Genomic DNA, 21,529 nt, shown 5'->3' on the forward strand with positions numbered 1-21,529 from the left:
ATATGCTATGGTAAACAGGACTTATTAAAGGCGTTTAATAAGTTTTATCATAAACACTTATTAAAGACGTTAAAAAAGTAGTAGAACAGGAAGGAGAAGCAATGGAATCCCTATTTACGACTCCGGAATCAAAGAAAAAAGCCATCCTGCTTGGGATTCGCAAGGCACTCCTGGACATGGGAAGCGCCACCAAAGCGGAACTCAGCGAGAAGCTGGGCATCAGCTTTCCGACCGCGAGCAAATTTCTTTCGCAAATGGTAAAAGACGGCGAAGTTTTAGCGATGGGGCTGGATCACTCCAGTGGCGGAAGAAGAGCGCACCGTTACCGGTATAATCCGGAGCACATGCTCGGTTTGGCCGTGTTTTTGGAGAAAACAGAAACGGTCTATACCATATTTAATTGCCTCGGTGAAGTGAAGGAGCAGGGAACTGTGTCCAGTGTACTCTCCGAATCAGCACTGGAATCATTTACTCACTTGTTGGATGGACTCCTTCAAAAGCATCCCAAAATCAGTGCGATGTCCATTGGCGTTCCCGGTGCGGTTAACCAGGGGCATGTCATTTATATACCGGGCTATCCACCGTTTCAAAATAAGGATATCAAAGGATATTATGAAGAACGTTTTTCCATACCGGTTGTGGTGGAAAATGACATGAACGCAGCGGTGCTCGGGTATTCCAACACGAAAAAAATGATAGATAATCCGTCACTTGTGTATCTGTGCTTCGGTCAAAATGGACCCGGTTCAGGGATCTTGATCAACGGTGATGTGGTGAGAGGCAGCACATTTTTTACAGGGGAGATTTCGTTTGTTCCGCAATATGATCATCAAAACTTTCTGCAGGCTCTCCAGAACCAGGAACAGAGAATTGACGCGATCAGCCGGCTGATTGCCTCATTTACAGCTATTCTTAATCCGCACAGAATTCTGTTCAGCCAGGAGGAAATGACATCATTCATGCTTCGTGACATCCAAGAAAGAAGCTCACGCTATATTCCGGGGGAGCACCTGCCAGAGCTGGTTGTTAGTGATTGGAAGCAGGATTATTTGAATGGACTACAAAGTCTTGGGCTTGAACTCATGATTTTTACTACTTCTATAGGAACCAACACTACATAAAAGGAGGCACCACATGGCAACATTTTTCCTGGTCATCATTTATTTGGCGTTTATCAGTTTAGGTCTTCCCGACTCCCTGTTGGGCGCTGCCTGGCCTGTTATGCAACGCGATTACGGCGTGTCCCTTGACACTGCCGGTTTGCTGTCCATGTCAATGGCAGGGGGTACAATCATTTCAAGCCTGGCGAGCGGAAAAGTTATTGGCCGTTTCGGAACAGGCAAGGTCACCTTTGTCAGTGTGCTCATGACCGCTGTCGCACTGCTCGGTTTTTATTTCTCGCCATCGCTTGTTTGGTTATTCATCTTCGCGATTCCGCTCGGTTTGGGGGCAGGATCGGTCGATGCCGGACTGAACAACTATGTCGCAACTCACTACAAAGCACATCATATGAGCTGGCTTCATTGCTTTTGGGGTGTAGGGGCAACGATGGGTCCAATCATCATGTCGCAGTTTATCTCCACACAGAATTCATGGAGAAACGGTTATCTGACGATCTCTCTTATCCAGTTCGCGCTTGTTGTTGTTCTCTTTTTAACTCTTCCTTTATGGAAAAAAGTCGGCGGGGCAGGGACTGTTGACGATACAAAGGAAGTACCAGCTACCACTCCACAAGAACCGGGTGAACAGCTGAAAAAGGCAAACCCGCTGCGCATCAAGGGTGTAAAGCTGGCGATGGTCTCCTTTTTGCTGTATTGCGGTGCAGAAGCGGCTGCGGGCCTTTGGGGAAGCAGCTTTCTTGTGGCGGTGAAGGATCTGCCCGCAGGTGTGGCCGCACAATGGGTTTCCCTCTATTATGGGGGGATTACAGCGGGACGGCTGATTACCGGTTTTATTACGTTTAAGATGAGCAACATTGCATTAATCCGTTCAGGTCTATTGGTCGCCCTGTTCGGTGCCGTGCTTGTCATATTGCCGCTGCCGTCCGTTTTTCTTCTGACCGGCTTTATTCTGATTGGCATGGGATTCGCCCCTGTTTTTCCATGCATGATCCATGAAACACCCGTCCGGTTCGGCAAGGAACATTCCCAGGCCATCATCGGCTATCAGATGGCATTGGCCTATACGGGAAGTACATTCATTCCTCCTTTACTCGGCTTGATGGCAGCCCACATCACCATTGGAATCTTTCCATATTTCATCGCCATACTGGTTGTCGCTCTGTTTGCCTGCTCAGAGAGATTAAATATTCTTATGAAAAAAGGGATACTTTTTAAGGGAACAAATGGAAACACGACGGCGATGTAGCACGTGCTGCTCGCATCAGACTGCAATTTTTACTATGATAAAAGAAGAACTCAAGAATCTCCCTCAGGAAAGGAGCCGAAGCCAAGTGAATATTAAGGTAAACCCATCCATCATCAAAGAGCGGTGCGGGGCGGTCTCCTTTAAAAAGGGAGAATCTTTTTATCGCAATGGGAAAGTAGAGATTACCCGTTTTGAACCAGATGCTTGCGAAGCGACGGTAAGAGGCACAGAAGACTTTCATGTGACGGTCGAACAGGAAGGTGAAGTAAGCTTTCGCACTACCTGTTCTTGCCCCAAGCTTGCTTCCTTTCAAAAAGAATGCCAGCACGTCGCTGCTGTTTTGCTGAGTGTAGCTGAACGTCAAAAGACGGGCGGCAATGAGAGGCTGACAGAAGATTTTCTGAACTTGTTTGAAAACAAGAGAAGAATCTCTAGCGGCCAGCAGCTGTATTTTGAAAAAAGAAAAGTACTGAATGCGGTCTTTACCTGCAGACCGGTAAGAGTGGATCAAGATCAGCATTTGATGGAAGTTGAGGTTAAGGTGGGACCCTACCCGGTAAAAAATATCCGTGAGGTACTCAAGGAATGGAAGAAAGGAGTTCCAAGCCCCATTTCTCTCTCGTTCACCTTCGATCCCCATCAGCATTGTTTTGAAAAAGAGACGAATGAAGTTATCGAGCAGCTGATCCATGTCATGCAGGATGAACGGGTGTACATGGAAAGCATGGGTTCATCCAGAATGGCACTTCACCCGGACAAGCTCGTTATACCGCCGTCTTCCTGGGCGAACCTGCAGCCGCTGCTGGAAAAAGCGCCCTATGTGAAGCTGCAGCATGCCGTTACAACCTATGAAGGTATAAGGACAGTGAGCGAGCCGCTTTCTTTATCGTTCGTATTCTCTGAGGCAAAAGGCGGCCGGTATCAGCTGAAGATTCAGGGGTTAAAACAAATGGTGGTGCTGAGTGCCTACGGGCTCGTTTTGTCGCACGGTAAGCTGTATTCGTTAAGCGAAGAGGACTGCCTGCGCCTGTCAGAACTTAAGCGCATGATGAAAGCTTCCGCGACAGAAATCATTCCCATTCCCAAACCGCAGATGGCCATGTTTTTGGAAAAAGTAGTTCCGGGCCTGAAGAGGCTGGGGGAAGTGAAGCTGTCAGACGCTCTCGCCAAACAGTTCGCCAAAACTCCTTTGACGGCGAAGCTCTACTTGGACCGGGTAAAAAACCGTCTCCTGGCGGGAGTGGAATTTCACTATGACCATGTGATCATCAACCCGCTGGAAGAAAACAGTCAAAGAGAACATTCAACTATCATCCGCGATCTTGAAAAGGAAAATCGAATCCTTAAGATTATGGAAGAGAGCCAGTTTGCCAAAACTGACGGCGGCTATTATTTGCACAATGAAGAATTAGAGTATGAATTTATCTATCGCGAGATGCCCCGGCTTCAAAAGTTTGTCCAAATCTATGCGACCACGTCGGTACGAAACCGAATCATTCGCAAAAGTCCGCCTCCCCAGATCCGGGTGAAGCATAAAAAGGAGCGGACCAACTGGCTGGAATTCAAGTTCGATATTGACGGCATTCCCCAAAAAGAAATCAGTGATATTCTTTGGGCACTCGAAGAAAAACGAAAATATTACCGGCTGAAGAACGGGGCTCTTCTTTCATTAGAAACAAGGGAATATGAAGAAATCCAGCGGTTTTTGCATACTGTTCCTGAACAGAAGAAAGACCTTGAAAAAGGGTTCGAAGTCCCGGTGATCAAGGGGCTGCAGCTGCTGGATGCCGCTGATGACTCGGCTTTTGCACTTGAAAAGTCGTTTACCGATTTTCTTCATCATCTGAAAAATCCGGACCGGGATCTATTCGATCTGCCAGAAGGGTGGGAAAGCGTTCTGAGGGATTACCAAAAACAGGGCTACCAATGGATGAAAACGCTGGCCAGCTTTGGGTTTGGCGGTATCCTTGCCGATGATATGGGGCTGGGGAAGACGATTCAAAGCCTGGCGTTCATTGTTTCAGAATTGCCAACGATCCGGAAAACGAAGAAACCAGCACTCATCGTCTGCCCGTCCTCTGTAACCTACAACTGGCTCAATGAATGCCGAACGTTTGCACCAGAGTTTCAAGCGGTTGTCGTGGACGGCAGTCAACAGGAGAGAAGCCGGATCCAAAAAAACACCGACGGCAAGGACGTAATCATTACTTCGTATCCACTGCTGCGCAAAGATATCGGATGGTATGAAAAGCAGAGCTTTCATATCGCGTTTTTTGATGAGGCACAGTTCTTTAAGAATCCGATCACCCAAACGGCACGGGCAGTTCAGAAGATTAATGCGAACCACCGGTTTGCCTTGACCGGTACGCCCGTAGAAAATTCAATCGAGGATGTATGGTCGATCTTCCATGTCATTTTTCCGGAGCTTCTGGGCGGATTGAAGGATTTCAGCCACCTTACGCGAAAGAAAATGTCCCGGCGGATTTCACCGTTTCTGCTCAGGCGGATCAAAGAGGATGTTCTTGCCGAACTGCCTGAGAAAGTGGAATCAAGTGCGGCATCTGAATTGCTGCCGGAACAAAAGAAGCTCTATGCCGCATACCTGGCCAAGCTTCGCCATGAAACACTGAAGCATCTGGATAAAGATACCTTCCGGAAGAACAAGATCAAGATTCTTGCGGGACTTACGCGGCTGCGCCAAATATGCTGCCATCCGGCCCTGTTTGTGGATGGATATAAAGAGTCGTCCGCAAAATTCAATCAGCTTCTTCAGATCGTGGAAGAAGCGAGGGTTTCAGGGAGACGGGTGCTGATTTTCTCCCAATTTACAAAAATGCTCGATTTGATCGGCAGGGAGCTGGATACCAGAGGGCTTTCCTTTTTCTATCTGGACGGACAGACTCCGTCCATGACCCGGGTGGAATTGTGCAATCGGTTCAACGGGGGAGAGAGGGACATGTTTCTCATTTCGCTAAAAGCCGGAGGAACCGGTCTTAACTTGACAGGTGCGGATACGGTCATCCTTTACGATCTTTGGTGGAATCCGGCGGTGGAAGAACAAGCGGCAGACCGTGCCCACCGGATGGGTCAGACTCAAGCCGTGCAGGTCATCAAGCTTGTTGCCAGAGGCACAATCGAAGAGAAAATAAATGAATTGCAGGATAAAAAGAAGAACCTCATCGAGGAGCTGATTGGTGAGAAACCGTCAACCTCCCTTACCGAAGAGGATATACGGGACATACTGATGATCTGAGCAAAAAGCCTGGAAAGTGATTGTTCATCCACTTTCCAGGCTTTTTTTAGGCATAAAAAAAGCACCCTCCAATGAGCGTGGTTTTGTATTAAAAGAACACATGTTCGTTTTATGTAACATTTAAACGACAAGGTCGTACCCTTGACTTTCATATTAATATTATAAATCATCTGAAATTATAAGTCTATTTCTTTTTGAAAAATTGTTCTATAGTATCTATACCTGGCCGGGCAACGTATGAATGACACTGCATCAGAAAAGAGGGTTTTTGTGGGGAAGTTTATTTGGGATACTAACCTGAAAGTCAGGTTAATCGGTGAAGGGCTGTTCAACCTGCTGTTTTGGATGTACTTTCCCTTCATCACCGTGTATTTTGGGGAAGCGTTGGGATATCATACGGCAGGTTTGTTAATGGCCGTTCCTCCTGTGTTCAGTATGCTCGGAAGTCTGCTCGGTGGAGCGTTGGCGGACCGGCTGGGACGGCGTCCGGTCATGCTGATCGGAACTGTGCTTCAAACGTTGATGTTCGCCTGCTTTGCGCTGTCACCGTCATATTGGATCGACTATATCTCATTCATCGGTATCGGAATTGGAGGCGCGATCTACCGTCCAGCCAGTTCTGCCATGGTCGCTGACCTAGTACCGGCCCAACACTTGCGCCGGGCCTTTGCCACGTTTTCAACTTCAAATAATGTGGGAGCTGTCCTTGGGCCTGTGCTTGGAGCCATCTTCTTCTTTCATTACCGCCAGGAACTTTTGTGGACTTGTACCGTCATATTACTTTTATATTTTATTGCGATCAACCATCTGGTTCATGAAACATGTCCTTCCTCTTTAAACAAAGAGCGTGAATCAAGTTCTGTTTTACACGTTTTTAAGAAACAATGGCATGGATATGGCATCATTTTCCGGGATAAAGTGTTTTTGGTTTATATTGTTGCCGGTATTTTTGCCCTCATTCCGATTATGCAGCTGGATATGTATCTGCCCGTGTACGTCATGGAGCACGTGCCCCCACAAGCAATTTTCTTATGGAAAGGAGATTCCTTTATGCTGAGCAGCAAGGAGATCTTCGGATGGCTGGTAGGGTTTAATGGTCTGCTTTTTGTACTTTTCATCCTGCCTGTCACGAAATGGTTCCAGCATTGGAAAGAGCGGAATGTATTTATCCTGTCCTCTTTGCTGGCAGGTGCAGGAACATTCCTCGTCGGGGTGAACAGCAACATATGGTATCTGTTTTTTATTACCATCATTTTTACCTTCGGGGAAATGGTCCGTTCACCCGTGACACAAAGCTTCATCAGCCGCTATGCCCCGGGACACGCAAGGGGACAATACATGGCAGCTGACAGCCTGCAGAACACCATCGGTAAGTTCTTGGCACCCATTACCGTTTTTCTCTCCAGCTGGGTTCCGCCTATGGGAATATTCAGCTTTATCCTTGGCTTTTCATTGATTAGTATCATGTTATATATTCAGCTGTTTCAAATGGATATGGAGCGAGGAATCAGTGCATAAAATGAATGGTTTTCTAACAGAAAAAACGTCCCACTTGCGGACGTTTTTTCTGTGAACCGCATGATCTTTGGGATTATAATGGAAATGAATTGAAAACCAGAGGAGGAGATGAAATGCCGGAAATAAACGTAAACGGAGTACAGCTGTATTACGAAGAGTACGGCAGCGGGGAACCGTTTATCCTGCTGCATGGGCTTGGTGGCGACCATCATATGTTCGAGAGCGAAATCAATGAGTTAAAGAAATCGTATCGGGTCATCGCTCTGGATTCCAGGGGGCATGGCAAGTCGGAGAAAGTTCCTCATTATACGCTGGATGATCATGTCCAGGACGTCATTGCGTTTATGGATGAACTGAACATCGAGAAAACCAATCTGTTAGGTGCTTCCATGGGAAGTTATGTGGCGCAGGGAGTAGCAGTTTCCATTCCGAATCGGATAAAGAAAATGATTCTGGTTGTTGCAAAAGCTTATGGAAAAACATCATCCACCGCAAGGCTTCAGGCTGAACATGCGGATGAACTAAAAGGCCTCACGGAGGAAGAACAGATGTATGCCCTCTCCAAGTATATTTTTCATAATCTGGAGGCGGTCGGGGAATGGTCACAGCGGGTGGCCGTTGATGTGCCTGTCCTTACACCGGAACAGCAGGAAGCGGCCAGAAAAGCACTGGTGAACTTCGATTTTCGCCCCCAGTTACATAAGGTTACAGCAGAAACGCTAGTCATTAATGGGAGATATGATGGACTTAATCCGCCAAAGGAGGGAAGGGAGGTTGTCAAATTCATACCACACGCTACGTTTGTTGAATTTGAACATTCAGGACATGCGCCGAGTGTGGAGGAACCGGAAAGATTCAAGCAAGTGGTTACGGCATTTTTGGCTGGGTAGTAAGAAAAGGCCGCATTAGTGCGGCCTTTTTTGTTGGATATGTATTCAATTACTTATCGGCTTTACAGTCATCAGTACCATAAAAAAAACAGCCGCAAAGAGTGCCCCTTGGATAATGTAATGATTTTTCGGCTTAATGCCTTTCTTCCTGTCCCCAAGATAGGAAATGAACGGAAAAAGAATACCTCCAACGATCGCTGTAAAAAGCGTTAGCAATATGACCATGGACTCTCCTCCTTTCAAGAAGAACGTTTTAGCATTGTATCACAGATTGAATAAGAAGAATGTCGGTTCGATAAAAAAATAAAAACAAGACCTGATGGCCTCGTTTTTATTGTTCTTTTAATGGGTGGGGCATTGAATGAAGGAGCGGACCTCATCAAGGCTCAGTCCCATCTGTTTTGCTTCATGAATGAGTTTTACCCACTCCCGATCCAAAAACAACTCAGGTTTTTTTCTTATTTTATAGGCTAACAATCTGGAATGCTGTGCAGTAGTTTTGTTCATTGACAAAAGGCGATGTGATGGTTGGGTGGCCACTATTAACTTCTTATGTAGAGCTTTTGTTTTTGCAACCATATACTGTTGTTTCATCACTGATTTTACTTCCTTTCGTTTTAAAGGGTTAGATGGTTTTATAAGGTATTGCTTATGATATGTGACTCCCGAAATCTCTCTTTAAAACTGGTTTCTCTAGCACTTTCGTCAATCTTCGTAAATTCTTAATAGGACTTTCTGCCTTTTCTAATAATAGATTAGCATATATGGAATGTTTTTGAAACTATTAACTTTATATGTAAAAAATGAAATTGATAATTTATACCTATAAAAGTCGGATTTGTTAGGTATATAGCGTTATTTCGGTATCATCAATGAATAAATTAATGGTAAGTTAGACCTAATTTAATCGCTTTCTACTGTTTTTGAATAATTGGAAAAATATGAATAAATTTGCGTGAATAGCGAATAATTGAGCAATTTTATTCAACTTTACAAAATTATTAAACATTGAATATTCGCTAAAATTAATCATAAAGACCTATATGCCGACAAATGTAGCTTTTTTTGTAAAAAGACGGAAACGTAAGAATTGGGAGCGAATGTATATGAGTTGCGGTAATAAAGGAGGGAGCAGAATGAGAGAAGAATGGGGCAATGTGGATGAGTATTTCATATCAAATCTCCACCAACAGGATATGGTTCTTGAACATGTCCTGCAAGCCAATCATGAAGCCGGTCTGCCATCGATCGATGTTACACCCACCCAGGGAAAGTTCCTCTATTTGCTGGCAAAATTAAAAGGAGCAAAACGTATCCTTGAAATTGGTACCCTTGGTGGTTACAGCAGTATCTGGATGGGCAGGGCACTTCCTGAGGATGGGAAGCTGGTTACGCTGGAATACAGCCAGAAACACGCAGAGGTTGCGAGGGAAAACATCAAAAAAGCGGGGTTGGAACCCAAAATTGAAATCATGGTGGGACCAGCTCTTGAATCGCTACCCACGTTAAAAGATAAAGGATATCCCTCTTTTGATTTCATTTTTATTGATGCCGATAAACCAAACAATCCGCACTACCTAAAGTGGGCTCTTGCTTATTCGCAGCCAGGTACCGTTATTATTGGAGATAATGTTGTTCGAAACGGAAGAGTGGCAGATCAGAACAATGAGGACCCTGGTGTAAAAGGATCTCGCGCCCTCATTGACCTATTAGCCAAAGAGAGCCGGATTGAAGCCACAGCCCTGCAGACGGTTGGAAGCAAGGGCTATGACGGTTTTGTGATGGGGATTGTGAAATAAAGGTTACCATCCTTCACGTGTACAAAGAGAAGTAATATGGGAAATATGATGCCTGCCGTGCCAGGAATAGAGACCAATATTTTGGGCGAGTGTTACCACACCCGAATCCGGATGAGTAAATGTTTTGGTCAGATCATGTGGTGATAGTGATTTGATAAGCACAGCCCACCGGGCATGCAGGTTTTCAAGTAAAGGAAGCGAGATTTCTATGGGAAGCCTGGAGTCAGGAAGTTCCGCCCATAAAGCCTCTTCGTAGGGTTTAATTACAGGATTCTCTTCTGTAAGTGCAAGCTTGAAACGGATATAGCTGTTCAGGTGGCTGTCTGCCAGATGGTGAACAACTTGCCTTACTGTCCAGCCGCCGGGACGGTACGGGGTATCCAATTGAAGGTCGTTCAGGTTTTTAACCGCTTTTTTCAATTCTTGTGGAGCGGATTCAATGTCTGAGGTCCACTGGTTGATCTCTTTTGACGTGATTTCCTGGTTCATATTAAACAATCCAATCGGATAGCGCAAATCCATCATTTGAACGTCTCCCTTCTCTGATCAAATATACATATTCCAAGGGCCAGCCGTTGTGACCGGCTGGGTTTTTGATGTTTACTTGCGGTTCAATTCGAATATCATTAGTTTATCATTAAAAGCTGATACAGAGCAGGGGGCAGAACACCATAGAATGAACGCTTATTTACAGGGGCTTATAGCTCATATACCACCATTAGATAAAGGCCAGCGGTTTATTCTTGGAATTGATGGATTAAGCCGTTCAGGTAAAAGCACACTAACCAGGGCGTTGGAAGAACAAATGCACAAAAAAAATATTCCGTGCTTTACCATACATATAGATGATCATATTGTTGAGAGGAAACATCGCTACAACACGGGGCAACAGGAATGGAGAGAATACTACTTTTTACAATGGGATATAGTTGGGCTCGCTGAAAACTTGTTCCATTTGGTTAAAACTGAAACTCAATTAACTCTTCCTTTTTACCATGAAAAACTCGATTTGCAGATTATGCGTGAGGTAAGGATACCTGACAAATGTGTAATTGTTATAGAAGGTGTGTTTTTGCAAAGAAAAGATTGGCGGTCGTTTTTTGATTTCGTTGTGTATCTTGAATGTGACAGAGAATTAAGGCTATCGAGGGAAGCGGAAGAAACAAAAATAAACATTGATAAATTTTCAAACCGTTATTGGCCGGCTGAAGATCATTATTTGGCTGAAGAGCAGCCTTTACGCAAAGCTGATTTGATTTTCAAAATAGGTTAAAGAACCAGCGTTCATCAACGCTGGTTCTCTTTATTCAGCCAGGAGAGAATGGTTTTAAAAATTTCCTCCTGCTGTTTTTTATTTGAAATCTTGGCTTTTTTGTCACCTGCTTGTGTACCGTACATTCCGAACTGGGCATGGTTTCCGCCTTTTATTTCATGATAGGTGGTATCGGTGGGATTGAATTTTTTGCTTCCCTTAATTTTGGCCGGTGTACTGAGGCCATCCCGTTCTCCCGTAATCGAGAGGAGAGGGAATTTAGCTTTTGATAAATCCGAGCTTTCGGTCGTGTATGAACCTAAGAAAATCAAGCCCTTGATCTTCTCCTGATGTTTTAGGCTGTAGGAGGCAGATGCAGGACCACCGAGAGAGTGACCGCCAATATACCACTTTTGGATGGAAGGGTACAATTTCATCGCCTCTTCTGCTTTATTTTTCCCCAATAGCGCCAGATTCAGCGGCATTTCAGGGATGATCACGAGATAGCCTTCGTCTGAGAGTTTTTTCGCCCAATAGGAATAAGCTTCAGGTTCTACCTTAGCTCCGGGATAAAAGATAAAGCCGTCTTTTATGTCTTTGGATTTCGGCTTGTAAATATATAGATCGTCTTTATGATGTACTTCCTGCTTTAGGTTGACCAGATGGTTTAGCTGTGAAGTCGGTTTAAAGGTCTGTTGTGACCAAATTAAAAAGCCGCCAGCATAAACAATAAGCACAACCAACACAATGATTAACGCAAATTTTAGCTTCTTATTCAAGTGAATCCTCCAGATGTTCTTCCACTTAGGAAAGTTTTATTACTCCTTTCTAGTATGGACAAGCTTTAACCTTCTGACAACAAAAGAGGTATCGTCTTGGATTTTACAAAACTTTTTTCCTTTTCATTGTTCTCACTTTGTACTATAATTTCAGAAAAATAAGACAACTTGGTGATAAAATGAGAAAATATCTATTTTTAGCAGCTATTCTTCTTTATTTGTTGTCGGTATTCTATCCGACTACCGCTATAAAGGTTGCTTTATCCGTGGTTTGTATCCTGATTGTCGGAGTAACGTTCACCAAGGTCAGCAGAACGGTTCAAGTCATTAGCAGTATTTTTATACTTAGTGGTATTGTCATGCTGGCGAGAAGCGGGGCAGACGGATTAGATTATATTCAATCGGTAGGTCCCATGATAAACTTGCTTGCTCTTTTTGCACTGGTGCCTATCCTTGCAATTCCGATCCAGCTTGGCAATTATGCACACTCCATCCAGAGCATTATTCTGAGAAAAATTCATAATTCCAAACAGCTTTATTTTTTAACGTCAGGCGTTTCGTATTTCTTCAGCTGTTTTATGAATTTGGCCAGCCTCCCGATGACCTATTATTCTGTTCGTCCATCTGCCTCAACATATCACATTCATCATGAGGAACGGTTTATGAGCAGAGCAATCACGCATGGATTTGCCATGCCGTTATTATGGACGCCTGTCACTCCGATTGTTGGGATCGTTATCAATATGACAGGTGTATCATGGGGAGAAATGCTTAAATACCTGATTCCATTAAGTTTCGCAGGCCTTCTTATCGATTGGTTGCTGGCTGCTATAATTTTTAAAAATAGACGGCGGACAACAGATTTGAGTGCCGATGAAATTGCAGCAGGAGTGGTGAGAGGTGAGAGCAAGGGCAGCAGTGGAAAGTTGCTGCAAATCCTGCTGGCGATTCTTGTGTTTAACAGCCTGGTCATGTTTACAGAGAAAAAGCTTCATTTTGATTTTTTGTTTATTGTAACCCTTTATGTGGTTCCCTTTGCTTTTTTATGGAGCTTTATTCTTCATAAACAAAAAGGGTTTATGCAAGAAGTGAAACATCATTTTTCCTCCAGTATTGTAAAATTAAGTGGACAATTTATCATTTTTTTATGTGCCGGATTCTTTATTTCTGCCATGAAGTTTTCAAATGTGGATCATGTACTTAACGAGGGACTACTTGTTTTAAAAGAAGGGGTAGGGAGTCATATCTTTTTGCTTTTAATTCCTCTCGTACCGCTAGCTTTGGCATTTACTGGTTTGCATCCGGCAGTTGGACTTGCGCTTATGACTGAAGCACTCGACCCATCGTCTCTTCAAATCGCAACACCGCTCCTGACATTGGCGATGCTGGGCGGTGCAGTAAGTGCCTTCTTGATGGGGCCTTTTAATGCTACCATTGGGATGATGGCCTCCATTACAAACGAAAGCCCTTACCGGATATCCAATTGGAACGCAGGGTTTACCGTTAGCTATTTACTGCTTTTAATGAGTTTTTTGTTGGTGCTGCAGTGGGTGTAACGTAAAAAAGGACTTCCAATTGGGAAGTCCTTTTTTACGGGGATTATGAAATGGGTTCCGCCAGTACCAGTTTCGAATACTTGGAGTCAGGTCCTGAACCGGACGCTGCTACCAGTTCATTCAGTTCCTCTCTCGCTGCTTCCACTGTATCGAAGGTTTCAAAGAATTTTACCCGGATTTGGTTAACATATTCCTTGCCCTCGTAGTTCTCATACAGTTCAATCTTTAGTTGATCATTCGTGACTTTAGCAATGGTGTACGAGGCTTTCACCTTGTCAAAAAAGTAAAAATCATAGGTTTCTACAGGTTCAAGGCCATCGCCTTTGACGGTAGTCTGATAGGTTTCTTTGTTTGTAAGAACGATATACTTCTCCACAACATCACCTCAACCAATAAATTGTATTTTGTATACCATAATCACATCATAACTCACGAAGAACGCAGAAATCAAATGTTTTTAGAAAATAAAAAATATTTAGTAATATAGTTAGAATTTTAAGGTTTTTGTCTTTTATTGCTTTGATTTGGCATTTACATTTAAAAATTCGTTCGCTATAATCAAAAATAAGTTTCAGAAAATTATAATATTTTAAATTTCCTAAGAGAGGTGAAGTGTATGCCATTCGTACGATTGTTTCAGGATGGCCAGGTGATCGAGCAAGAGGTAAAGGAGAATAGTAATCTAGTCGTTTTGGCGGGTACGAACCAGTTTCCGAAACTTCGTTATGGCTGTGGGATTGGTAAGTGCACCAAATGTGTATCCAAAATCGTAAAAGGTGGAGAAGCATTGAATCCGCCCAATTGGAAAGAAGAAAAAATTCTGGGCCATTACCTGGAAGAAGGATATCGGCTGGCATGCCAGGTGACAGTAACAGAGGATCTGGAACTCATTCAGGAAAAAAATTTTAAGGTAAAAGGTATACAATATTCCAAAATGGCCAATCGATAATTGTTCTTCAGACGGGAGGAAGCTGTCTTGAATGCTTATGTATTAGCAGAAATGACGTATCCGGAAGTAGAGGAAGCATTAACAACGACCGACCTGGCGATCATCCCTGTGGGTGCACACGAGCAGCACGGTCCGCATTTAACAGAAAACTGTGATGGCATGCTGGCGGAAAGAATGGCAATACGCCTGGCTGAAAGGCTTTATCCGCAGGCCTTGGTCGCACCAACCATTTCAATGGGTGTGTCTTCGCACCACATGAATTTTGCAGGAACAATAGCACTCCAGCCTTCCACCTTAATTTCCATTATCCATGACATGGTTTTTTCTCTAAAACAGCATGGCATCAACCATTTCTTACTGTTAAATGGCCATGGCGGCAATCAGTCCACTCTCAGTGTAGCCAGCACAGAACTGTCCCAAAAACTCGGAGTTAACCTTTATTATGCTAAAACGACCGCTTCTGCAAAAAAAGCTATCAAAAGAAATATACACTCTCCACTCTTTGGACACAGCTGTGAACGTGAAGTATCAGAAGCCCTCTATTTGGCACCAACTATTGTCCGAACCGGCAAGCTTGAAAAGGGAACGATTCAAGAAGGAGGATGGAGAAACCTTCGGCCAACCAGCCCGGTACAAGGGTTTTATACGTATGATGAAATGACCGTCAATGGATGTATTGGGGACGCAACGAAAGCGAACGAAGCAATCGGCAAAGAGATTGTTGAAGAAGCACTGGACAATTTGGAACAAACGCTAAAAGAACTGATCAGCATGGCAGTAAAAGCTTAATAGAAATACCTACTTATAACCAAAAGGGGTGCTAGGTATGACATTGACACTTGCGCATGGAATGTATGCCCTGGTCACGGTGTCCGTTATTGTTATTATGCTTTTCAGAAAGGGCATTGTTTTACCCACGTTGCTGGGCACGTTGCTTGTTGCCGGTACCTTTACCGGGTCCTTTGTCGGCGGGCTCAAAGCGGTCTTTAATGCCAATCTTGTTGCTGCAAAAGAGTTATTCAGTATCTTTTTAATCATTACGTTTATGGTTGCGCTTCTTAAATCGCTGAAAGATCTTGGAGCAGATCAAAAAATGATCGCACCGGTACAGAAAGTTATGGTGAATGGCCACGTAGCATTCCTGTGCCTTGCAGTGATTACGTATGTTGTCTCTTTATTCTTTTGGCCTACACCGGCTGTTCCATTAATTTGTGCTTTGCTCGTTCCTGCTGCAGTAAGGGCTGGCCTGCCACCGATGGCAGCGGCTATGGCCATTGCAATGGCTGGGCAAGGGATGGCACTTTCATCAGATTACATTATGCAGGTAGCTCCGATGCTGAGTGCAAAAGCAGCCGGAATCAGCACAGCTTCTGTGGCGCCAAAAGCACTGTTCCTTTCTTTTATGACAGGTGTCACTGCATTGGTAATCACATATGTCAGGGAAAGGAAAACCATTCAGCAGCCTGACCAAACAACAAATTTATCATTGCTGGACAGCGTGTCAGAATACCAGATGAATATGGAGGCAGAAGTAGCTTCTGAGGTTTCAGCTGCTGCAGACTCCTATGTATCTGAAAAAGAAAGGAACCGCTGGGGCAGCATTTTTGCTGTGGTTGTTCCACTATCCATGCTAGCTGTAATGATCTATATGTTTTCTATGAAATTTTCAGGAAGCAAGATGACTGGCCTTGAAGGTGGAGATGGTGCTGCTTTTATTGGCGGTGTTGCTATTATCCTCCTTGTTCTTGCAAGTATAGCCTTTGGCAGGATACATGCCTTTGATAAAATCAGTGATCATATTACAGATGGTTTTGTCTTTGCGTTTCGGGCGATGGGACCAGTTATTCCGATAGCAGGGTTCTTCTTTTTAGGAAGCGGTGATTTTGCTGCTAGTATCCTTTCTTTGCCGACCGACGGGGCAAAGCCTGCATTTTTGTTTGATATCGTTCAATCTGCACAAAACTACATTCCGCAAAATGGGCTCATAACAGGATTTGGTATTTTAATCGTGGGTATCATTACCGGACTGGATGGAGCGGGTTTTGCCGGTTTGCCTTTAACCGGAGCATTATCTGGTGCGCTTCATCATGGGACAGGTGTGGATCCATCAACACTGGCTGCAATTGGCCAGATGGGAGCGGTCTGGACTGGAGGAGGAACGCTTATTGCATGGTCGTCCCTTGTGGCGGTGGCCGGTTTTTGTGGTGTGTCTGTGATCGAACTGGCAAGAAAGAACTTTTTTCCGGTGATCATCGGGTTATGTGTAGCTACGCTAACAGCTTTGCTCATTTGGTGAAAAAGTAGTAAGAAAATTCAATAAACGGGTTGACACCTATTCTAAAACAGGGGTAGTATAAAGACAGTTGGTATACCAAATACAAAATGCCAAGTAGTGCTATACAATTTAAAGGAGGAATTCATTATGGCTGAATTATTATCGAAGGACGAGTTTCGCAAGCAGTTGGAAGAGGCGATTAAAGGAAATCATAGTCAGAAAGCAGCTTTTACTGAAGCATGGGCAACTGGAAAGCTAGCTCGTGAGCATTTTGCCAGATGGGCAGAAAACCATTATCACTACGTAGGACCATTTGCTGATTATCTAGCTTATATTTACGCTCATACTCCTGAGAAATATACAGAAGCAAAAGACTTCACCCTTCAAAATATGTACGAAGAAGAAATTGCTGCAGACCGACATACGGATCTTCTCATACGGTTTGCAGAAACATGCGGAACAACCCGTGAACGGGTAGAAGATCCGAACAATATGGCGCCTACTACCTTAGGATTGCAAAGCTGGTGTTATTCTATTGCGATGAGAGAGAATTTTGTTGTTGCGACGGCAGCTCTGGTTGTTGGTTTGGAATCCCAGGTCCCGGACATTTACCGAAAGCAGACTCCTATTCTTAGAGAAAAGTATGGATTTGACGATGAGCAGATCGAGTTTTTTGATCTACATATCGTGTCGGATGAAATTCATGGAGAGCGCGGGTACAAAATTGTTCTTGAATGTGCAGACACGGTAGAACTGCAGCAGAAATGCCTGGAAGTGGTTAGAACCGGAGCCAAGATGCGCAGGATGTATATGGACGGGCTGTATAACACTTATGTAGCCAAGGATCTTGAAACCGTACAATCCTAATCTATTTTTTAAAACGAACAAGCAAATATCAGGCAGTTTCTCATTGAGAGGAACTGCCCTCATTTTTCATTAAATGAAGCAGGGAGGGTACGTCATGCCAGCAACTACAGCAGTAAAGTCCTTTGGAAACTATATCAATGGCGAATGGGTAGAAGAAGAAAAGGTGTTTTCCAGTATAAATCCGGCAGATCGCAGCGATATTGTCGGTCAATTTCAGTCATCCAGTGAGGAAACCGCAAAAAAGGCACTTGATGCAGCAAGGGATGCATTTCGTTCCTGGTCCAATACATCGCCTTCCAAGCGCGCTGCCATATTAACAAAAGCAGCAGATCTTCTCGACAGTCGATCCAAGCAAATTGCGGAAGAATTAACCCGTGAAGTAGGGAAACCGATCGGCGCAAGTTTAAATGAAGTAAAGCGTTCCGCCGAAACGCTGCGTTACTATGCGATAGAGGGTGTAAGCTACACAGGAGAAACCTTTCCTAACGATGATCCGAACTTACGAGTCTATACTGTAAAGGAGCCTTTGGGTGTCATTTCTGTTATTACACCATGGAACTTTCCGCTATCCATTCCCGCGCGTAAAATCGCCCCCGCTTTGATAACGGGAAACACAGTTGTTTTCAAGCCATCCTCTGATTCTCCGCTCGTCGGTTTCAGGATGGCAGAAGCTTTGCATGAAGCTGGCCTTCCTAAAGGAGTGCTCAATTTTGTTACAGGTTCATCAAAAGCAATCGGGGATATTCTTGTGACACATCCAGCGGTAAGAGGAGTCACATTTACGGGATCAACAGGGGCAGGTGAACAAATTCACAGATCTGTTTCCCTGACAACAAGGACCCAAATGGAGCTCGGAGGCAAGAATCCTCTCATAGTTATGGAGGATGCCGATTTAGATGAAGCGGTCAATCTGACGATCAATGGTGGTTTTGGTTTAAGCGGACAGGCTTGTACAGGGACCAGCCGGGTGATTGTCATAAAAAGCGTCAAGGAACAGTTTACAAATCGCCTTGTACAGAGGACCAAAGAGCTTACAATTGCAGATGGGTTTACCAAGGGGGTCTTCATGGGGCCGTTGGCCAATGAAAGACAGCTAAAGAATGTTCTTGAATATATAAAAATCGGCAAGAGTGAAGGCGCCGAATTATTATGTGGGGGAGAGCATCTGACAGGTACAGGTTATGATGACGGGTACTTTGTAAACCCAGCCGTTTTTACCAATGTGAAGCCTGGAATGAGGATTGAGCAGGAAGAGATTTTCGGCCCTGTGATCTGCCTGATTGAAGCAGAAAATTACGAAGAAGCGGTTTCGATTGCAAATAACGTGGAATACGGTCTTTCTGCTGCTATTGTCACCAACCAGGTCCATTATATCGAGCGGTTTCTAAGAGAAGCGGAAGCCGGAACCGTTAAATCCAACCGTACGACAACGGGAAATCTTATGAATGCCCCCTTTGGCGGTATCAAAAAATCCAGCACATCCACTTTCCGAGAATCGGGAAGAGTAGGCCTTGAATTTTTCACACAAACAAAAACCGTTTATTACGGACATTAAAAGGGGAAGGAGGCAGCATCGTGAAAACGGTACTCAAACTGGAAATGAAAGAAGCTAGAATCTTGATGGAAGCGGCTGTGAAAAAAGCGGAGGAAATCAACGTGCTGGAAACCATCGTTGTAGTCGATGATGGTGGGTACCCGATGCTTCTTGAGAGGATGGATGGTGCAAGAATTACAGGCCCGGAAATTGCCATAGCAAAAGGTTTCACCGCTGCAGGCCACAAACGTTCTACGCATCTATTTAACAAAGAACCGAATGGGCCAGCTTTGCCTGGAAATGAGGCGTTTGGGATTCAGCACATGCTGGATGGAAAGTTTGCTATATTTGTTGGCGGATTTCCAATCGTTGTTGATGGAGAGGTCATTGGGGGCATTGGTATCAGCGGAGGCAACGGCGAACAAGATACAGCGGTTGGAGTTGCCGCGCTGCAGGCATTGCAGGAGCATCTATCCAAAGAGGGACATGAAGTAGTAGAAAGTGCTGATATAAAACGATAACAAATAAGGGCTGCCACCAATATGACGGCGGCCCTTCGGCAATTAATTGCTATCTCAAAAGGGGGATTGGGTATGTGGGCATATTTAGATCTATGTGTTGGTTTCGCGAGGACAGGTGTAACAGGGTACGGCGGCGGTCCATCCATCATTCCACTTATTGAATATGAAGCCGTCAAAAAGTATAAGTGGATGAACGCAGATGAATTCGGGGACACACTGGCATTGGCCAATACCCTGCCAGGACCAATCGCGACGAAAATGGCTGCTTATATCGGATACAAAGTGAAAGGTTCCATGGGAGCGGTTGTGGCAATTGTAGCCCATATCCTTCCGTCAAGCATCGCCATGATGGTTCTACTGGGCTTCCTGTATTCGTTCAGGCATTCCCCGGTTGTTAAAGGGATGGTAGCGGGGGTGAGCCCTGTTATTGCTGTGATGCTTGCTGTTTTAGCCTTTCAATTTTTGGCGAAAAGCAGAAAAACGATGGGGAACAAGTGGATGGGAGTCTTTGCTGTTCTGGCTTTCCTTCTTCTTCAAGTCATTTCCTTGCATCCTGGTATTGTCATTGGATTATTTATGTCAGGTGCATTTATTCTATCAACTTATAAAATCAAAAAAGCAGTAGGATGGAAACGTCCGGTCATGCAGAAAAGGGAACGGCAGCTATGATCTATTTACATATTTTTTGGGCATTTTTTGTCGCTAACTTGCTTGGTTATGGTGGAGGACCTTCAACGATTCCTTTGATTCAAAATGAGGTGGTACAACATTATGGATGGATGACGAATAAGGAATTTGGAGATCTGTTGGCCATGGCTAATGTGCTGCCCGGACCGATTGCAACAAAAATGGGCGGCTATGTCGGCTATGAGGTTGGCGGTGTGCTGGGTGCTGTGCTAGCCCTTCTTGCGACCATAGGACCTTCAGCTATTGCTGTCATTTTGTTGTTTACGTTTGCCAACCGTTTTAAGGATGCCTTGCAGATCAAATGGATGACAAGGTCAGTTCAACCTGTCATTGCGGTGCTTCTTGCTGTTTTGGCATACCAATTTTTATTATCTGCATTTGAGGAAATGGGTTGGATTCACTTGATTCTACTTGGTGCAGGCAGCTATTTTGCCATGGAGAGAATGAAAATTCACCCGGCAATCGTCATTGTCGCCTCCCTATTTTATGGAGGTTTCTTTCTCTCCCATATATGAAAACAGTGGAAACATTGTTTCTGAACAGAAAACAAGATATAATTGGTATACAATTTTCAGACAGTAGGTGGGTAATATATGCAAAGCAGGTGGGCTGAAGAAGACTTACTCTCGATTCGTGAACGTGCATACCGCTATTTAAAAGATATGATCCTTAATGGGGAGTATCAGGCAGGCGACCGGCTGGTTGAACGGGAGCTGGCTGATAAGCTCCACATTAGCAGAACCCCCATACGTGAGGCGCTCTTCCGGCTCGAGTCACAAGGGTTTGTGAAAACGGTTCCGCGTAAAGGAGTCGTTGTTGAACGAATCAGTGAGGGCGAAGTTGTGGAAGTTTTTACGATTTTATCCTCTTTGGAGGTGCTCGCTTCAAAACTGGCAGCTCAAAAAATGGATGAAAAAACACAGCTGGAATTCGACCAGGTCATCGAAAAACTTCAGAATTTGGAAGGATTGTCTGAAGAAGAAGTGTCCAACCTTCACCTGGATACGAATCAGATTTTGCATAAAGCTGCAAAAAGTCCAAAACTGTACGAGATGCTCACGGGATTAACGGACTACATCCGAATTTTTTCAAACACGAGTTATGAGACTCCCGGAAGAAAAGAAGAATCCATGAAAGAGCATCTGGAAATTATGAAAGCCGTACGGAACAAGGATGTTGAAATGGGCGAGTATCTAACCAAAATCCATATCGAAAACTCAAAGAGAGCTTACATTAATTATGTGGAGCAAAATAAAAAAGGGTAGAAAACGAAGGTGATTTC

General features: G+C 44.3%; 22 protein-coding genes. 17 read left to right on the top strand and 5 right to left on the bottom strand.

Annotated elements, in window-relative coordinates; genetic code table 11:
* Positions 1-101: 101 nt before the first annotated feature.
* The 5 genes from QNH15_RS07335 (at position 102) to QNH15_RS07355 (ending at position 8,028) form a co-directional block, all read left to right on the top strand.
* Positions 102-1,121 carry an ROK family transcriptional regulator gene (locus tag QNH15_RS07335; protein ID WP_129477061.1) on the top strand — a complete coding sequence of 340 codons (1,020 nt, stop codon included), beginning with the start codon at positions 102-104 and terminating at the stop codon, positions 1,119-1,121.
* 13 nt (positions 1,122-1,134) lie between these two features.
* Entirely contained in the window at positions 1,135-2,367 is a 1,233-nt protein-coding gene (locus QNH15_RS07340) for an MFS transporter (protein ID WP_283893713.1), read from the top strand.
* Between the two features lie 85 nt (positions 2,368-2,452).
* Positions 2,453-5,620, top strand: a complete 3,168-nt coding sequence (locus QNH15_RS07345) for a DEAD/DEAH box helicase (RefSeq protein WP_283893715.1) — start codon at positions 2,453-2,455, stop codon at positions 5,618-5,620.
* 270 nt (positions 5,621-5,890) lie between these two features.
* Positions 5,891-7,138, top strand: coding sequence for an MDR family MFS transporter (locus QNH15_RS07350; protein WP_283893717.1), 1,248 nt, complete (start codon positions 5,891-5,893; stop codon positions 7,136-7,138).
* 113 nt (positions 7,139-7,251) lie between these two features.
* A complete protein-coding gene (locus QNH15_RS07355; protein ID WP_283893718.1) occupies positions 7,252-8,028 on the top strand; it encodes an alpha/beta fold hydrolase in 777 nt (258 codons plus the stop codon).
* Positions 8,029-8,073: 45 nt separating this feature from the next.
* Here the strand turns inward: QNH15_RS07355 and QNH15_RS07360 are convergent, their stop codons facing one another.
* Both QNH15_RS07360 and QNH15_RS07365 read right to left on the bottom strand, forming a co-directional pair.
* On the bottom strand, positions 8,074-8,253 hold the full coding sequence (locus tag QNH15_RS07360) for a hypothetical protein (RefSeq protein ID WP_061968028.1): 180 nt from the start codon (positions 8,251-8,253) through the stop codon (positions 8,074-8,076).
* A 117-nt stretch (positions 8,254-8,370) separates the two neighbouring features.
* Positions 8,371-8,622 (bottom strand): anti-repressor SinI family protein, encoded by a 252-nt coding sequence (locus QNH15_RS07365; RefSeq protein ID WP_283895463.1) that lies wholly within the window; start codon positions 8,620-8,622, stop codon positions 8,371-8,373.
* A gap of 542 nt (positions 8,623-9,164) precedes the next feature.
* Between QNH15_RS07365 and QNH15_RS07370 the strand changes: the two genes are divergently transcribed.
* Positions 9,165-9,827, top strand: a complete 663-nt coding sequence (locus tag QNH15_RS07370) for an O-methyltransferase (protein ID WP_283893719.1) — start codon at positions 9,165-9,167, stop codon at positions 9,825-9,827.
* A gap of 3 nt (positions 9,828-9,830) precedes the next feature.
* Here QNH15_RS07370 and QNH15_RS07375 read toward each other — a convergent pair whose 3' ends face one another.
* Entirely contained in the window at positions 9,831-10,352 is a 522-nt protein-coding gene (locus QNH15_RS07375) for a YfiT family bacillithiol transferase (RefSeq protein ID WP_283893721.1), read from the bottom strand.
* A 151-nt stretch (positions 10,353-10,503) separates the two neighbouring features.
* Here QNH15_RS07375 and QNH15_RS07380 point away from each other — a divergent pair, with 151 nt between their 5' ends.
* A complete protein-coding gene (locus QNH15_RS07380; RefSeq protein ID WP_283895465.1) occupies positions 10,504-11,100 on the top strand; it encodes a kinase in 597 nt (198 codons plus the stop codon).
* A 14-nt stretch (positions 11,101-11,114) separates the two neighbouring features.
* Here QNH15_RS07380 and QNH15_RS07385 read toward each other — a convergent pair whose 3' ends face one another.
* On the bottom strand, positions 11,115-11,858 hold the full coding sequence (locus QNH15_RS07385; protein ID WP_283893722.1) for an alpha/beta fold hydrolase: 744 nt from the start codon (positions 11,856-11,858) through the stop codon (positions 11,115-11,117).
* 179 nt (positions 11,859-12,037) lie between these two features.
* Between QNH15_RS07385 and QNH15_RS07390 the strand changes: the two genes are divergently transcribed.
* Entirely contained in the window at positions 12,038-13,414 is a 1,377-nt protein-coding gene (locus tag QNH15_RS07390; RefSeq protein WP_283893723.1) for a hypothetical protein, read from the top strand.
* 43 nt (positions 13,415-13,457) lie between these two features.
* Here QNH15_RS07390 and QNH15_RS07395 read toward each other — a convergent pair whose 3' ends face one another.
* Entirely contained in the window at positions 13,458-13,790 is a 333-nt protein-coding gene (locus tag QNH15_RS07395) for a hypothetical protein (RefSeq protein ID WP_283893725.1), read from the bottom strand.
* Positions 13,791-14,030: 240 nt separating this feature from the next.
* Here QNH15_RS07395 and QNH15_RS07400 point away from each other — a divergent pair, with 240 nt between their 5' ends.
* The 9 genes from QNH15_RS07400 (at position 14,031) to QNH15_RS07440 (ending at position 21,512) form a co-directional block, all read left to right on the top strand.
* Positions 14,031-14,363: a 2Fe-2S iron-sulfur cluster-binding protein gene (locus QNH15_RS07400; protein ID WP_283893727.1), complete on the top strand. Its 333-nt coding sequence runs from the start codon at positions 14,031-14,033 to the stop codon at positions 14,361-14,363.
* A gap of 27 nt (positions 14,364-14,390) precedes the next feature.
* Entirely contained in the window at positions 14,391-15,152 is a 762-nt protein-coding gene (locus QNH15_RS07405) for a creatininase family protein (protein ID WP_283893729.1), read from the top strand.
* Positions 15,153-15,189: 37 nt separating this feature from the next.
* Entirely contained in the window at positions 15,190-16,659 is a 1,470-nt protein-coding gene (locus QNH15_RS07410; RefSeq protein ID WP_283893731.1) for a hypothetical protein, read from the top strand.
* Between the two features lie 126 nt (positions 16,660-16,785).
* Positions 16,786-17,505 carry an iron-containing redox enzyme family protein gene (locus QNH15_RS07415; RefSeq protein ID WP_283893732.1) on the top strand — a complete coding sequence of 240 codons (720 nt, stop codon included), beginning with the start codon at positions 16,786-16,788 and terminating at the stop codon, positions 17,503-17,505.
* A gap of 94 nt (positions 17,506-17,599) precedes the next feature.
* Entirely contained in the window at positions 17,600-19,060 is a 1,461-nt protein-coding gene (locus QNH15_RS07420) for an aldehyde dehydrogenase family protein (protein WP_283893733.1), read from the top strand.
* A 20-nt stretch (positions 19,061-19,080) separates the two neighbouring features.
* Positions 19,081-19,560 (top strand): GlcG/HbpS family heme-binding protein, encoded by a 480-nt coding sequence (locus QNH15_RS07425; protein WP_283893734.1) that lies wholly within the window; start codon positions 19,081-19,083, stop codon positions 19,558-19,560.
* Positions 19,561-19,632: 72 nt separating this feature from the next.
* Positions 19,633-20,229 carry a chromate transporter gene (locus QNH15_RS07430; protein WP_283893736.1) on the top strand — a complete coding sequence of 199 codons (597 nt, stop codon included), beginning with the start codon at positions 19,633-19,635 and terminating at the stop codon, positions 20,227-20,229.
* Entirely contained in the window at positions 20,226-20,762 is a 537-nt protein-coding gene (locus tag QNH15_RS07435; protein ID WP_283893738.1) for a chromate transporter, read from the top strand. Before QNH15_RS07430 ends, QNH15_RS07435 begins: the two co-directional genes overlap by 4 nt.
* Positions 20,763-20,840: 78 nt before the next feature.
* Positions 20,841-21,512 (top strand): GntR family transcriptional regulator, encoded by a 672-nt coding sequence (locus tag QNH15_RS07440; protein ID WP_283893740.1) that lies wholly within the window; start codon positions 20,841-20,843, stop codon positions 21,510-21,512.
* The last annotated feature ends 17 nt before the right edge of the window (positions 21,513-21,529 follow it).

This window comes from Fictibacillus enclensis (assembly GCF_030123385.1).
GTDB lineage: Bacteria > Bacillota > Bacilli > Bacillales > Fictibacillaceae > Fictibacillus_C > Fictibacillus_C enclensis.